This window comes from Enterococcus sp. DIV1206 (genome assembly GCF_051712485.1).
GTDB classification, from domain to species: Bacteria; Bacillota; Bacilli; order Lactobacillales; family Enterococcaceae; genus Enterococcus; species Enterococcus faecalis.
In genome coordinates this window covers 2430775-2446661 of record NZ_JBIOOZ010000001.1, presented here as the reverse complement: position 1 = coordinate 2446661, position 15887 = coordinate 2430775, and the positions used below count along the sequence as shown (strand labels likewise).

Annotated in this window: 14 protein-coding genes and 1 tRNA gene; 13 read left to right on the top strand and 2 right to left on the bottom strand. The window is 36.0% G+C overall.

Annotation, left to right across the window (positions count from 1 at the left end):
- Nucleotides 1-151 precede the first annotated feature (151 nt).
- Entirely contained in the window at nt 152-982 is an 831-nt protein-coding gene (locus tag IGK86_RS12135) for a DUF6287 domain-containing protein (RefSeq protein ID WP_002370564.1), read from the top strand.
- A gap of 278 nt (nt 983-1260) precedes the next feature.
- On the opposite strand, the gene IGK86_RS12130 is transcribed toward IGK86_RS12135, so the two are convergent.
- Nucleotides 1261-2205 carry an endo-beta-N-acetylglucosaminidase gene (locus tag IGK86_RS12130; RefSeq protein WP_002382461.1) on the bottom strand — a complete coding sequence of 315 codons (945 nt, stop codon included), beginning with the start codon at nt 2203-2205 and terminating at the stop codon, nt 1261-1263.
- A 157-nt stretch (nt 2206-2362) separates the two neighbouring features.
- Nucleotides 2363-2944: a YdcF family protein gene (locus IGK86_RS12125; protein WP_016617173.1), complete on the bottom strand. Its 582-nt coding sequence runs from the start codon at nt 2942-2944 to the stop codon at nt 2363-2365.
- Between the two features lie 121 nt (nt 2945-3065).
- On the opposite strand from IGK86_RS12125, the gene IGK86_RS12120 reads away from it, so the two are divergent.
- The 12 genes from IGK86_RS12120 (at nt 3066) to IGK86_RS12065 (ending at nt 15290) form a co-directional block, all read left to right on the top strand.
- A complete protein-coding gene (locus tag IGK86_RS12120) occupies nt 3066-3929 on the top strand; it encodes an aminoglycoside 6-adenylyltransferase (RefSeq protein ID WP_010713119.1) in 864 nt (287 codons plus the stop codon).
- 146 nt (nt 3930-4075) lie between these two features.
- Nucleotides 4076-5521 (top strand): L,D-transpeptidase family protein, encoded by a 1446-nt coding sequence (locus IGK86_RS12115; RefSeq protein ID WP_010823942.1) that lies wholly within the window; start codon nt 4076-4078, stop codon nt 5519-5521.
- A gap of 98 nt (nt 5522-5619) precedes the next feature.
- On the top strand, nt 5620-6324 hold the full coding sequence (vanR, locus tag IGK86_RS12110) for a VanR-ABDEGLN family response regulator transcription factor (RefSeq protein ID WP_010713120.1): 705 nt from the start codon (nt 5620-5622) through the stop codon (nt 6322-6324).
- Nucleotides 6317-7429: a sensor histidine kinase gene (locus IGK86_RS12105; RefSeq protein ID WP_002365141.1), complete on the top strand. Its 1113-nt coding sequence runs from the start codon at nt 6317-6319 to the stop codon at nt 7427-7429. Before vanR ends, IGK86_RS12105 begins: the two co-directional genes overlap by 8 nt.
- Before the next feature lie 97 nt (nt 7430-7526).
- Nucleotides 7527-8237 carry a M15 family metallopeptidase gene (locus IGK86_RS12100; protein ID WP_016617171.1) on the top strand — a complete coding sequence of 237 codons (711 nt, stop codon included), beginning with the start codon at nt 7527-7529 and terminating at the stop codon, nt 8235-8237.
- Nucleotides 8238-8355: 118 nt separating this feature from the next.
- Nucleotides 8356-8535, top strand: a complete 180-nt coding sequence (locus IGK86_RS12095) for a 2-hydroxymuconate tautomerase (RefSeq protein WP_002380845.1) — start codon at nt 8356-8358, stop codon at nt 8533-8535.
- Nucleotides 8536-8931: 396 nt separating this feature from the next.
- Nucleotides 8932-10869, top strand: coding sequence for a threonine--tRNA ligase (gene thrS / locus IGK86_RS12090; protein WP_002359397.1), 1938 nt, complete (start codon nt 8932-8934; stop codon nt 10867-10869).
- A 164-nt stretch (nt 10870-11033) separates the two neighbouring features.
- Nucleotides 11034-13169, top strand: a complete 2136-nt coding sequence (locus IGK86_RS12085; RefSeq protein WP_002359399.1) for a peptidoglycan D,D-transpeptidase FtsI family protein — start codon at nt 11034-11036, stop codon at nt 13167-13169.
- Nucleotides 13170-13294: 125 nt separating this feature from the next.
- Entirely contained in the window at nt 13295-13444 is a 150-nt protein-coding gene (gene rpmG, locus IGK86_RS12080) for a 50S ribosomal protein L33 (RefSeq protein WP_002356321.1), read from the top strand.
- 95 nt (nt 13445-13539) lie between these two features.
- Nucleotides 13540-13629: transfer RNA gene (locus IGK86_RS12075), tRNA-Ser, on the top strand.
- An 89-nt stretch (nt 13630-13718) separates the two neighbouring features.
- Nucleotides 13719-13970 carry a hypothetical protein gene (locus IGK86_RS12070; RefSeq protein WP_002403006.1) on the top strand — a complete coding sequence of 84 codons (252 nt, stop codon included), beginning with the start codon at nt 13719-13721 and terminating at the stop codon, nt 13968-13970.
- A gap of 255 nt (nt 13971-14225) precedes the next feature.
- Entirely contained in the window at nt 14226-15290 is a 1065-nt protein-coding gene (locus tag IGK86_RS12065) for an FUSC family protein (protein ID WP_002387217.1), read from the top strand.
- The last annotated feature ends 597 nt before the right edge of the window (nt 15291-15887 follow it).

The window sequence follows — 15887 nt, the reverse complement described above, 5'->3', positions numbered from 1 at the left end:
TAGAAAAAAGAAAGTTGATTGATAAGTCCATGTGACACAAAGCATTCAATGACAGGTTCAATTTTTGTCTGTTCCATAAATATTTGTCTAAACAGTTGAATTAATAGTACAATAGTCTAGTAAGATAGATCATTGAACGGGGTGAATAGGCGTGAAAAAGGGAATGTTAGCGTTTTTTGTCGGGCTAGCGGTTTTATCATTAACTGCTTGTCGGGAACCAAAAGAAAAGAAAGTGACCGCTTCAACGGAGGCATCCTCTAAAGTTGAAGAGACGAATGAAAAAACCAGTGAAACAATTGATAAGACAAACGAACAAGCGAGCAGCAGTGTCGAGTCTAACGAATCAGTGAAAAATGAAGAGCCGACAGCTGATGGAAACAATAGTCAGCTAACTGTAGCTGATTTAGATACTACAGCGATTAATGCTGGCGATTTTACTACTTTAGTTGGAACATGGAAAAATGGTAAAGGAGAGAGTTTGATCATTCATCCTGATGGTAGTACAAATACCGGAGGAATGATTACGAAGGATTCACCTACTGATGAGTCGCGACCAATTACAAGCTTAAGTATTAGGTGGGGGCCTACTGGTGCTGCGTTATTATTATATAAAATTGGTGTTGAAAATCCTAACGGCGACCAATCGGATAAGACGAAACCGCGATTGTTAATTACTCAAGATAGTGGAAATTATCCTGCGGAAGAGTATTACTATCGTTCTTCTGAAGAGGAAATTCAAGACCAAAATGAAGAGGCAAAAATCATCGAGAACCAAGAACAAGCAGAGGCATGTATCAGAAGTACATTGACTGATGCAGAAAATGATGATACGAACCTTGGATTTTTTGGTATGAATGGAAATGACTTCTTTTTTAGAGCCCAATCGAAACAGATGGCTGCAAATGGAGGGACTGGGACTGTTGGTTTTTTCAGAGTATCACCACAAGGAGCAGTCAGAATAACGGATGCACGAGGCAACTAAAGATAGTCTCGTGGCAATCTATTTAATTCCTATAAAAGTAGCAAAATAAGAATGAAATGATCACAAAATCTTCACATTTAGTTTGTAAGATATAAGCATATCAACAAACAACCTTAACAACACAAAACACTTTTTCATTTTTAACTCCTTTCCCGTCCTTACCCAAAGGGCGGGTCTTTTTTTGTGTAAAACGATTCGCTCAAGATACCAAAAAGCCAGCTTGTAGTAAGCTGGCTTTTAACTCTTTACATGTTGGCGCTTGTAGACACGAGATAATATTAAGGTGTTGGAACAGTTGGTGAATAGTTCGTTTTTCGACCATAAAGTTCTTGTGTCGCCGCCGAGATATACGCAGATGAATCTTTTCCTGGGAGGTTATACATTAGATAAATACCATATTGCTCCGCTTTTGTACGTTTAGCATATTGCGCAGCTAGATTTTGATTGACACCAACTTCAACGGCAGAAGCACCTAAACGAGAAGCAGGCATCCCCGCAATTTGTGGCGGATTCCAGGTACTATAATAAGGATTCCAAGCATAATCAATTAAAGAACTCATTTGAGGATTAGCGGAAGAGTTCGCAGCCGCTGGTCCAATATTATAAAAAGTAATTAATTTATCATTGCCTAAGCGATTTCTTAAGGCTTGAAGTAACCAAATGAACGAAGAATTATTTGGTTGAGGCGTCCCATTTTTTCCGTATTCAGCATACTCATCATCAAAATCAATACCATCTAAATGATACGTATTAACGACTTGTTCTAATTGAGCTGCAAAGGCATCCGCACTTTCGTAAGTTGGGAAGTTAGCAAAGCCAGCGCCTTCATGGTTGCCTAAAATAGACAATAGGACTTTAGTGCCGCGTGCTTGAACTGGACGAATTTGTGTTTCAGCTTCGTTTAAAGTTTGTTGGACCCGTTCATTTAGATATAAGTAAGGTTTTTTATTGACCGTGTCATAATTAATATTGGCTGCAAAAATAATCCCCATATCAAAAGCAGGTTGATTGGTTCCAGCTAAAGTATATTTTCCCACATTGTTAAAATCGTGGTTATTTACTTCTACATACATGACTGTTTTAGGTGTAACAGTTGATGCTGCTTGTACTTCAAATGCAGGTAGTGCAAACAGTAACCCACCGACTAAAAGTATCAAACTTAAAAAAGTTGAAATAATCCCTGTTTTCTTGTTAAAAAAATGAGTGCTCAATTGATGCCCCATAACTTTCTCCTCCTATAAAATAAATATTATTTGTAAGCGCTGACAAAGATATGTTATCATTTTTATAATTTAAACACAAGAAGAAGAGAACAAAAGTGAGCAAATCCACAGAATATAAAAGCATCCTTCGCAAAATGGTCTTGCGAAGGACGCTCTTTTACCAATCAAAGAGTAAGGCATAGCCTAAAGAAAGCAGCTCTCGGCCAAAATTTTTGATATCTTTTGGAAAAGAAGAAGCCGCAGTGATGCCTGAAACATTTGAGATGCCTGCTCGCTTGGCTAAAAGTTGCGAGCGATACATGTGAAAGTCACTAGTAACAATCACTAGCCGTTTAAAAGAAAGGAGTTTTTGTGAATTGACAATATTTTCTTTGGTGCGTGTGGCACGATTTTCTAAGAGAATCTGTTTTTCTGGAACACCTTTATTTAGCAAGTATTGTTTCATAACCGCGGCTTCCGTAGCCGGCTCATCTGCTCCTTGCCCTCCGCTAACAATAACGGGTGTCTCGGGGCGTTGTTTAATATAGGGGATAGCCACATCTAACCGAGCTTGCAAAACACGGCTGGGCAGTGCGGTTTCTTTAGACGTCCCTAAAACACGGGCCCCTAAAATTAAAATAGCATCTGGTTTATCGGTGGGTTGCGTATTTTTGCCAGTAAAAATAAGTAGACCTAAAATCAAAAGAATACAAAAGCCAAAACTGACAATGGATAAACTTGTTATTTTTAACCAATGCATGAAACATCCCTCCTTGTAATGTTAGTGTATACGAAGTACCATAGAAAAAGCGATAGAAAACAAAAGACTTATAAAAAAATCTATGTTTTAATAGAAACTTTTGAAGAGAGGGAGCGAATGCATGCGTACAGAAGAAGAAATGTTTCAACTTATTATGGATGTAGCAAAACAAGAAGAACACATTCGAGCCGTGGGAATGGTGGGTTCTCGCACGAATGTGAAAGCGCCAAAAGATAGTTTTCAAGATTTCGACATTGTTTATATTGTAGAACCATGTGCTGAGTTTTTTGAAACAGCAACGTGGATAGCAAAATTTGGACAACCATTAATTATGCAACGTCCCAAGGAAATGACCTTATTTCCCACAGAACCGAAGACGCGGGAAACATTTTTAATGTTATTTGAAGATGGTCAACGCATCGATTTAACGTTGTGTCCTCTCGCAGAAAAAGACAATTGGCATGAAGGCGATTCTTTAGCAATTATCTTGTTAGACAAAGATGAAAATTTGCCGCCTTTACCTGTAGCATCTGATAAAAATTATACAGTAACAGTTCCGGATCAGCAGCAATTTAACGATTGTTGCAATGAATTTTGGTGGGTTAGTACGTATGTAGTTAAGGGGCTTTGTCGGAATGAACTATTTTACGCTGTCACACATCTCTATGAATATTGTCAGCAGGAACTGTTGCGCTTGCTTTCTTGGCAAGCGGCTTGGCAGGAACCGGAGCCAATTTCTGTTGGGAAACAATTTAAGTATCTGAAAAATTATGTCACTCCTGACACGATGGATCAATTAGCATCGTTGCTGGATTTTTCTAGTAAAGAAGCTTGTTGGAACAGCTTAATAAAGACACAAGCCTTTTTTGACGTCGTCGCTCAGGATTTTGCTAAAATGGCCCAGTTTACGTATCATTTACAAGAAGCAAAAAAAGTCACAGAGTATACAAATTCTTTAAGATTAAAGGATTCACAAGGAAAATAAGCTGAAAACAACATAAAAATAGTGTATAATTGAAAAAATTAATCTGCGAGAGAAAGGGAAGTTTTTTTGATTGTAGATCACCGCAGTTGTTTGTTGCCTAGACTCTAAGAAATAAACCTAAAATTATTGATATAAAGGATGAACAAATGAAAAAAGAAGAAATGCAAATGCGTAATACACGTCGTCAAAAATCAGGAAAAAATAATAAAAAGAAAGTAATTATTACTTCTTTGGTTGGACTAGCTCTGGTTGCTGGGGGCAGCTATGTTTATTTTCAAAGTCACTTTTTACCAACTACAAAAGTAAATGGAGTTTCTGTAGGCTGGTTAAATGTAAATGCAGCGGAAGAAAAATTAGCGCAAGTTAATCAAACCGAAGAAGTTGTGGTTCAAACGGGGACAAAAGAAGAAAAAATTCAACTTCCTAAAAAATACCAATTGGATCAAAAATTTTTAAAAGACCATTTACACAGTAGCAAGGTGAAGCTACCGTTAAACGAGGCATTCAAAAAAGAACTAGAAGCTAAATTAGCGACTTTAAGTTTTCCAGAGGGGAAACCAAGCAAAAATGCGAGTATCCGTCGAGGCAATGGCATTTTTGAAATTGTTCCCGAAGAACAAGGCACAGTAGTGGACACACAGCGCTTAAACCAGCAGATTATTGCGGATGTTGAAGCGGGAAAAGGCAACTATCAATACAACGCCAAAGATTTTTATAAAGCCCCTGAAATTACAAAAGAGGATCAAACGTTAAAGGCAACATTGACAACGCTCAATAACAAGTTAAATAAAACAATTACAGTTGATATTAATGGTGAAAAAGTAGCCTTTGATAAAACACAAATTCAAAACGTGCTGAATGATGATGGTACAATCAACAAAGAAAAACTAACTACTTGGGTGACACAATTAGAAACAACATATGGTTCTGCTAATCAACCAGTTTTATTTACAGATGTTCACGGCACGACACGTCGTTTTAAAAACAACGGAAGTTATGGCTGGTCGATTGATGGGGCCAAAACGCAAGAACTACTAGTAAACGCGCTGAATAGCCAAGAACAAACGAATGCAATCACTGCTCCGTTGGTTGGTGATACCAAAGAAAATAGTAAAATTGCCAATAATTACATTGAAATTGATTTAAAAGATCAAAAAATGTATTGTTTCATTGATGGCAAAAAAATAGTCACCACAGATGTCATTACTGGCAGATATAACAAAGGAACTGCAACAGTACCAGGATTCCATACAATTTTATATCGGACAACCGATGTGAATTTAGAAGGTCAAATGCTCGATGGTTCTCGATACAGTGTGCCAGTAAAATATTGGATGCCGTTATTAAGTCAAGGGGGCGTTGTCACACAAATTGGGATTCATGACTCCGACCATAAATTGGATAAGTATGGCGATAAAGAAGCCTTTAAAACCGATGCTGGTAGTAATGGCTGTATCAATACGCCAGGAACAGAAGTTTCAAAAATCTTTGACGTATCCTATGACGGAATGCCGGTAATTATTTACGGACATATCTATGATGATGCACCAGGTGAATTTGATAAACCTGTAGATTACGGCGAAGAAGTATAAATGATTATTTACAGCACCAAAAGGGCAAATGAGCAGTCTTTTTGGTGCTGTTTTAGTTGAATAGATAATTTATAAATGGACAAGCAAGGAGCAAAACCATGGCAGAAAGAATTTTATTAGTAGATGATGAACAAGAAATAGCTGATTTGCTGGAAGTATATTTAACGAGTGACGGTTATGAAGTAGAAAAATTTTATCGAGGGAAACCTGCTCTGGAATCAATGGCAAATAATCAGTTCGATTTAGCGGTACTTGATGTAATGTTACCAGATATTGATGGCTTTCAAATGGTTAAAAAAGCACGGGAAAAATATTTTTTCCCTATTATTCTTTTAACCGCTAAAATTGAGGACATTGATAAAATTACTGGGCTAACTTTAGGCGCTGATGATTATATTACAAAGCCATTTAATCCATTGGAAGTAGTCGCACGTATTAAAACACAACTAAGACGTTTTCGTAAATATAATTCACAGGCGAGTCTACAACAAGAAACAGAAAGAACAGAAATAGATATTCATGGTTTGGTGATAAATAAAATACATCATACAAGTAAACTATACGGGGAGGATATATTTTTAACGCCATTAGAATTTTCAATTCTTTGGTATTTAGCAGAACGTCAGGGAGAAGTAGTCCCAGCAGAGATATTGTTTGAAGAAATCTGGGGTGAAAAATATTTGGAAAACAATGGAAATACCGTGATGGCACATATTGGCCGTTTAAGGGAAAAATTAAAAGAACCACCAAGGAAGCCAAAGTTTATTAAAACTGTTTGGGGAGTGGGGTATAAAATTGACTGAAAAGAAAAAAACAGGAAAACAGCAATTTAAAGAACGAATGATTAAACAACTACTAACAAAGTTTTTGTTTTTTAGTTTGGGAATATTGGCGTTATCAGCAGTCTTGTATTTTTTTAGTAATTTTTTGTTTGGATTACGTAGATGGGGCATGGAAGATCCACTCTACCTTTTAGCCAAAGGAATTGAGGAGAACTACGTTTATTTAATTAGCTTAGTAATTCTAGGTGGTTCAGTAATCATTCTTTTTCGGATATGGTTGCAAAGCATCAATCAATTAACAGAAGTATTGGAGGCAACAGGGAAACTCTATCAGAATTCCGAAGAACCGATAGCCTTGTCAGCAAATTTAATGGAGTTTGACAAAGAGTTGAATCAAATCCGTCAAGAAGTTAACTTACGCCAGCAACAAGCGAAGGAAGCTGAGCAAAGAAAGAATGATTTGATTGTTTATTTAGCACATGATTTAAAAACGCCTTTAACATCAGTCATTGGTTATTTAACACTTCTTCATGATGAACTGGAAATTTCGACGCAATTACGAGAAAAATATTTAGCTATTTCATTAGAAAAAGCAGAGCATTTAGAAGAGTTGATTAATGAATTTTTTGAAATAGCTCGATTTAATCTCTCGAATATTGAATTAGAACCAACGAGTGTTCGCTTGGATCGTATGTTAAATCAAGTAAGTTATGAATTTTTACCTATGTTGAAACAAAAACAGTTAACTATTGAAACAGATTTTACTGAGGCTTTGTCTATTCATCTTGATGTCGATAAAATGCAAAGAGTTTTTGATAACTTAGTTCAAAATGCCATTAACTACAGCTATGCAGGAACAACCATCTCTCTTTCCACTAAAGTTGATAATGAAAATCAACGAGTAAATATTTATTTTACAAATCATGGCCCTACTGTTCCACCAGAAAAATTAGCCCGAATTTTTGAACAATTTTTCCGATTAGATACTGCCCGTCAAACAAACCGAGGAGGCGCAGGACTAGGTTTAGCGGTTGCTAAAAAAATTGTGGAGCTGCATGGCGGGGTGCTTTCAGCTGAAAGCGAAAATGAAAAAACTACCTTTATGATTTCTTTATCGATTTTGTAAGAAAATCGTTAGAAATTCTTGCGAAAAAAAAGAAGGCTCCTTTTTACTAGCTTGCTATACTAATTTTGTTAAGTAAGTAAAGAGGAGAGAAATAAAAATGAAATTTAAAGTTACAATTGGTGTCGCTATTTTAGGGCTTTTTATTGTGAGCATGGCTGTTAAACAAGTTGCTGAGAAAAAAATAGTTTCAATAGGAAATGAGCAAGCCCTCAGTTTAGAGGAAGAGGAAAAAATGAGTTCTCCTGAAGAAGGCGATCAATCATGGAAATTATTATTAGTAAATCAAACGCATCAGATTCCTGAAGATTATCAAATCCAATTAAAAAAATTACCTAACAAACAGGCAGTGGATAAACGAATTTATCCAGCTTTGAACAGGATGTTTAAAGATGCCAAAAGACAAGGCTTCTATCTTGAAGTCACTTCTAGTTATCGAACAAATGAAGAGCAAAAAGAAATTATGGCAGAAAAAGTACAGGCTTTTCAAGATCAAGGATTCAGCGAACAAGAAGCGATTGAAACAGCTGAAAGTTGGGTAGCAGTGCCGAGAACTAGTGAACATGAAGTAGGTTTAGCAGTGGATATAAATGCGCAAAGTAAGCGATCTACTGACGAAGAAGTCTACGCTTGGTTGGCAAAGAAAGCCTATAAATATGGATTTATTCTTCGTTATCCTTCAGACAAAGTGGAAATTACGGGTGTTAGTTATGAACCTTGGCATTATCGCTATGTGGGTAAAAAAGCAGCACTAGAGATTCAAAAAGCGAGTCTAACGTTAGAAGAATACTTAGCAGAAAATAATAATTAATTGTTTATCAATAAAGCTATCTTAGCTTTTACTGAACATAGGCTATTTTTTATTGACAAGCGTCATAACCCGCTCTATGATACAAACAGAACAAGCAATTTAAATTGGGGGAACGAAGATGCCATTTGTACATGTAGAATTAATTGAAGGGCGCACAGAAGAACAGTTAACTAATATGGTCAAAGATATTACAGAAGCTGTGTCAAAAAATGCTGGTGCACCAAAAGAGAATATCCATGTGATTGTCCATGAATTGAAAAAAGACCGCTATGCACAAGGCGGCGAATGGAAAAAATAAGTTTTCAGAGAATTTCTGTTGAATCACTTGCTTTTTCTGAAAATAAGTGGTTAAATAAGTGCATAAATGATTGATGAGAAAGACAACTGAACTTGCCCGCGATCTATTAGAGAGGAAAATCTTGGCTGAAAATTTTCCAGATTGGCACAAGGGATGACCACTTTCGAAACCTTTGTTGAAACAAAGGCGGTCGCACCGTTAACACGCTAGAGGAACACAGATTATTTGTGTTCAAAATTAGGTGGAACCACGATATTTTCGTCCTAGTATTCGTTAGAATACTAGGACTTTTTGTTTTTTAACAAGGGGAACAGGTGGCTGTTTCGTTTCATTGTGAAAAACAGGAACACAATGAAACGCTTCAAATCAAAAAAATTAAAAGGAGAGAATTTTATTATGTCTATTCACATTACTTTTCCAGATGGCGCTGTCAAACCGTTTGATTCTGGGGTTACAACATTTGATGTTGCTAAAAGTATTAGCAACAGTTTAGCCAAAAAAGCTTTAGCTGGTAAATTCAATGGTGTTTTAATCGATTTAGATCGTCCTATCGTAGAAGATGGTTCGCTTGAAATCGTGACGCCTGATCATGAAGATGCTTTAGGAATTTTACGTCATTCGTCAGCTCATTTAATGGCTAATGCCTTACGTCGTCTTTTCCCTAACATTAAATTTGGCGTAGGTCCTGCGATTGATTCTGGATTCTACTATGATACAGATAATGGGGAATCCCCTGTGACAGCGGAAGATTTACCTGCAATTGAAGCCGAAATGATGAAAATTGTGAAGGAAAATAACCCAATCGTTCGTAAAGAAATCTCACGTGCAGAAGCGTTAGAATTATTTGCTGATGATCCTTACAAAGTTGAATTAATTACAGATTTACCAGAAGATGAAATCATCACTGTCTATGATCAAGGCGATTTTGTTGATTTATGTCGTGGTGTTCACGTCCCTTCAACAGGACGGATTCAAGTCTTTAAATTACTTTCAGTAGCTGGTGCTTATTGGCGCGGAAACTCTGACAATCATATGATGCAACGGATTTACGGCACTGCCTTTTTCGATAAAAAAGATTTAAAAGAATTTATCAAAATGCGCGAGGAAGCCAAAGAACGTGACCACCGTAAATTAGGAAAAGAATTAGATTTATTTATGGTTTCACAAGAAGTTGGTTCAGGGTTACCTTTCTGGTTACCAAAAGGCGCAACCATTCGTCGTACAATTGAACGTTATATTGTGGACAAAGAAATTAGCTTAGGTTACCAACATGTGTATACACCAATTATGGCAGATGTGGAATTATACAAAACATCTGGTCACTGGGATCATTACCATGAAGATATGTTCCCACCAATGGATATGGGCGATGGCGAAATGCTGGTATTACGTCCAATGAACTGTCCACACCATATGATGGTTTATAAAAATGACATTCATAGTTACCGCGAATTACCAATTCGAATCGCTGAATTAGGGATGATGCACCGCTATGAAAAATCTGGCGCATTATCAGGGTTACAACGTGTTCGTGAAATGACTTTAAACGATGGCCATACTTTTGTTCGTCCTGACCAAATTAAAGACGAATTTAAACGTACTTTGGAGTTAATGGTGGCAGTCTATGCTGACTTTAACATTACGGATTATCGTTTCCGCTTAAGCTATCGTGATCCAAATAATACAGACAAATATTTTGATGATGATGCGATGTGGGAAAAAGCGCAAGCGATGTTAAAAGCTGCCATGGATGAATTAGAATTAGATTACTTTGAAGCAGAAGGTGAAGCTGCCTTTTACGGTCCGAAGTTAGATGTTCAAGTAAAAACAGCTTTAGGAATGGAAGAAACATTATCAACCATCCAATTAGACTTCTTATTACCAGAACGTTTTGACTTAACTTATGTTGGCGAAGATGGTGAAAATACACATCGCCCAGTTGTTATCCACCGTGGTATCGTCTCAACAATGGAACGATTTGTGGCTTACTTAACAGAAGTTTACAAAGGCGCTTTCCCTACTTGGTTAGCACCAATTCAAGCAACTATTATCCCAGTTTCTGTAGAAGCGCATTCTGAGTATGCTTATGAAATCAAAGAACGTTTACAAGCACAAGGCTTACGTGTTGAAGTCGATGATCGTAACGAAAAAATGGGCTACAAAATTCGGGCCTCTCAAACACAAAAAGTACCTTATCAATTAGTGGTCGGGGACAAAGAAATGGAAGATGCAACGGTGAACGTCCGTCGTTATGGAAGCAAAGAAACTTCTGTCGAAGATTTATCAATTTTCATTGACAGCATGGCTGCTGAAGTTCACAATTACAGCCGTTAAAAAAAGAGAAAAAGTCAAAAGGACTTCTGAATTCAGAAGTCCTTTTGACTTTTTTCAACAACAAAATAATTAAATATTTCCTTAGAGCTAGGAATAATCCTGATTTTTTGACTAATTTTTGTTACAATGAGAATGCGAAACTTTTTAGTGAAGGGACTAGAGGTATGAAGAAAAACTCATTTATAGATAAAATAAAAAAAACAGATGCCGCAGCAAAGAGTCAACGAGGTAGAAAGCCACATATTCCTTTTCGATTGAACTTATTATTTTTTGTGATATTCACTTTATTTGTTTCATTAATTGTCCGGTTAGGGTATTTACAGATTGTTGAAGGAGAAGAGTTTAACAAAAAAATTACTGCCAATTCTTCACTACAAATCACGACACCATCCCCTCGAGGACAAATTTATGATTCACAAGGAAAAGTCTTGGTTTCTAACAAAGCCAATTTAGCAATCACTTACACACGAGGAAAAAATATTGAAGGAAAAGATATTTTACCGATTGCGAATAAAGTTAATGAACTTATTAACGTTCCAGTTGATCCAAACTTAACGGATCGTGACAAAAAAGATTATTGGTTAGCGAATCCTGAAAATTTAAAAGCAGCCCAAGCCCGTTTAACCGATCAAGATAAAGAAGATGAAAAAGGCAACAAAATTACGGACGAAGGCACATTATATGCCAAAGCAGTTGAAAAAGTCACCCCTGAAGAAATTGCGTTTGATGACCGAACCTTACAAGCAGTAACGATTTTTAAACGAATGAATGCAGCGTCACAAATGAACACGGTCTTCATCAAGAATGAAGGGGTAACAGAAGGTGAAATTGCGACAATTGGTGAACACACAGCGGAAATATCTGGTGTTTCAACAGGGACTGATTGGACGCGTGATTATTCTCAAAGTGGTGCATTACGTAGCCTGTTGGGCACCGTTTCAACTGAAAAACAAGGATTGCCAGCCGAAGAAGTCGATGAATATTTGAAAAAAGGCTATGCACGAAATGACCGTGTTGGAACTAGCTATTTAGAAAAACAATATGAAGACGTTCTACAAGGTAAAAAAGCAAAATCAGAAGTCGTTTTAGACAATAACGGAAAGATTGTTTCACAAACCCCAATTTCCAAAGGGGAAAAAGGCTCCAACTTAAAATTAACGATTGATTCAAATTTCCAAAACAAAGTTGATGAAATTTTACAACGAAACTATTCACAAATAGTCAAAACCATTGGACCATACTCAGAAAATGCATATGTCGTTGCTATGAACCCTCAAACAGGTGCTATTTTAGCGATGTCCGGATTTCATCATGATTTAGCAACTGGAGAAGTCACACCTAATCCTTTAGCACCTATTTTGAATTCTGAAGTTCCTGGATCAGTTGTGAAAGCAGGTACTTTAACAGCTGGTTATGAAACAGGCGTCATTAAAGGCAATGACGTTTTAACAGATGAAGCTATTTTACTAGCAGGTAGTAATCCAAAAGCTTCTTGGTGGAATGCTTCTGGCGGAACAACCATGCAATTAACTGCGGAGCAAGCGTTAGAATATTCTTCGAATGCTTATATGATGAAATTAGTCTTTAAAATGATGGGTGTGAATTATTATCCCAATATGATTTTCCCTTATGAAGTAGGAGATGACACTGTCTTTAAAGAATTAAGAAAAGCTTTTGCAGAATATGGTATGGGAACGAAAACTGGAATTGATATACCAGGAGAAACAACAGGAATTCAAAACAAGGACTTTAAGGATTCGTCTTCTGCGCCACAAGGCGGTAATCTTCTTGACCTATCTTTTGGGCAATATGATACCTATAGCGCGTTACAATTAGCACAGTACGTTTCCACTGTCGCAAATAATGGTATCCGCGTGCAACCCCATGTGGTAGAAGGAATCTATGGCAATGATGAAAATGGAGCTTTAGGAAAAATTTTAAAAGAAATTGAACCAAAAGTTTTGAATAAGGTGAATATTTCTGAAGACCAGATAGGAATTCTTCAACAAGGTTTCTATAATGTAGTAAATGGAACTAGTCCTTTTACAACTGCACGTGGTTTAAAATCAGACAAGTTTTCGATTGCTGCTAAAACAGGGACCGCCGAAACGCAAGCAACAGATGCTAATGGAGTAAACCATACAACGGTTAATAGTAACTTGGTGGCTTATGCGCCGTACGAAAATCCTGAAATTGCAATTAGCGTTGTTTTACCACACTTAAATGATGAATCTTCCAAACCAAATCAAACGATTGCCAAAGAAGTTTTAGAAGCGTATATGGAAATGTACAAAAAATAAAATTTGTAAAGTAGAACTACTTTACAAATTTGCCCAAAAGGGTAGTCAAATGACAAAAAAAATGGTATGATATTCAAGTCTAAGAAATCTCTTGGAAAGATCAATTATTAGTAGGAGGGGAAAACATGCGCGTAAACATTACTTTAGAGTGTACTTCTTGTAAAGAACGTAACTACTTAACAAATAAAAATAAACGTAACAATCCTGATCGTTTAGAAAAACAAAAATATTGCCCACGTGAAAGAAAAGTTACTTTACACCGTGAAACTAAATAATTTAGTTAGACAGAGCCTAGAATCCTTGTTGTGTAAGGGTCTAGGCTTTTTATCTATTGATTCATTACATGTTCATTTGTAGATGGAATGTAGAGGGAGGATTACCCAAGTTTGGCTGAAGGGGACGGTCTCGAAAACCGTTAGGCGAGTAACATCGTGCAAGGGTTCGAATCCCTTATCCTCCGTACCGAGAAGCAGTTGAGTTATTAGTTGCAAATAAAACGACAGAGACGTACACTTAAAGTAGAAAAATACTTAAGAAGAGGTGTCTATTATGTCAAACTATGAAGAAAAAGAAGCGCAAGCATTAGCAAAAATTGCCGACGTTTTGAACAAATTGGATGCAAGTTTAGAAGAGTTGAGCTCGCTAGATGAGGATACAAAAAAACATAGTATGAAGAAATGGATTGTTGAAAAAAAAGCCATTCATGAGATTAAAAAAATTGCACACGAAGCTGGTAAGTATGACAAGTATGATGAAAAAGAATTAGAAAAAGAAATGGATCTGTTGGAAAAGTTTATGTAAAAAAGCGCTAGCTTTTGTTCAACAGTTATTTAATTTTGAGCCTAGAATTAATCGTTTTGATTTTTTCTAGGCTTATTTTTTATGAAGTAAGCAAATCGTATCGGGAAAGGTATTGGAATAAGAAATAAAGCATGTATTGATTCAGAAAAAAAGTTGTAGTAAAATGTTCGTCACAACTACTTTTCTTATGATTTCATAGAAGGAAAAGTTGGAATAATGAATTGAGAAGAGTCGATTTTTAGGAGATGATTTTAGGTGACTTTTTATCAATTATTGCAGTTAGATCCATTTATTTTAAAACAAAAAATTCATCAAGCGGACACTAAAAAACAGCGGAGATATTTTTGGCGCGCCTTGTTAATAAGGGATATCTTATTAGTTTCGTTTGCGATTTTATGGGTGTCGACGATTACTTTTTTCTTTGGAAAAGCTGTAGCGCCTTTTTCAATTGTATTATTTTGTTTGCTGTTGAGTATCCGTTTCGTCTCATATGGCTACAGGGAAAAACAGGCCTTGCTTAGTTTAGGAATCGTGTTAACAATTCTAGGTGTTAGTCCACTAATTTCACTGATTTCTGTATCATTTTTACAATGGGGTCTTCATTTTATCTGCTTGCTGGCATTGTTTTTCTTAACTGGTAAAAACCCTAAAATGGGTAATCCTGGCTTGTATACGTTCTCCTACTTATATTTAGTTGGCACGGTTCACTATCAATCGTTTCAGCAATTAGAACAAACTTTCTTTGTATTAGTGTTTGCTTATCTACTTTTAGCTTTTGTTTATCATGTGAAACATAAAAAGTTGGATCAAGAGATTACTTTTATACAGATGGTTACAGAAAATGGTTTTTTTAATCAAAGAAATATTTGGTTTGGTTATTACGCTTTAGGCATTAGCTTATTACTTTTTATAGGAACGCACCTTCAGATTGACCGCTTTATGTGGGCAACATTTGCTAGTTCGTCATTATTTTCTGGGTATGAGACGTTTAAATTGTCTGAACGAGCAAAAGAACGAATAATAGGGGTCGTTATTGGTTCTCTAGTATCGGCTATCTTGTTATTTTATATACCAACGAACCTACTTGGTATTTTAGGAGGACTTTGTTTAGGCTTATGCACATCTTATAAAAGTAAAACGATTTTTAATTGTGTTGGTGCTATCATGGCAGCTTCTATGATATTTGGGCTAGAAACAAGTCTTTACTTAAGAATTTTGTTAAATATGTTGGGGCTAGCTTACGGTTTGCTTTATCATTTTGTCTTTGTAAAAACTATGTCCTATTGCAATCGCAAAGAGTGGCTGAAATTGTCTGAATAAAAGGAGCCTAACATTCTTTCTTGAAAGAATGTTAGGCTCCTTTTATTTTTAAATAGAATCATTGACTATATTTTTTGTAAATAAGAGTTTAAAAATGGCAGAAGCTGGTTACTAATTTGGCTACCAAATGGCTACACAGGATAGTATAGGTAAGGATAGTATAGGTGAGTATAAAGTAGGATATAAACAAATGAATTCAGTGAACACAAGTTACGTAGTAAAATTGTATTTTTGGAAGATAAGTAGAAGTAACTTCATATTGGGAATTTATTGGGAAATTTTAGTATAGTCAACATGATAAATTAGTAGTATAAAGAATCGCTGAAAATGAATTATCAACACTATAGATGCTTGTTTATATAGCTAAGTTTTCAAAAATAGAATGTTCAATATTTTTAAATCAAGTTAAGTATATTTAAGTGGAAAAACAGAATCGCTTAAATCTAAGAAAAAGAATAAGTTTTGTCATTATAGATCGCTTAAGGAGTGGTCTATTTTTGTATATAAAATAATCTAGGAGGTGGACAGTTATTGATAAATGGGAAAAAAAGGAGGGGTAGAAACGAATAAGTTAGATTTTGAAAATGAATGTGATCA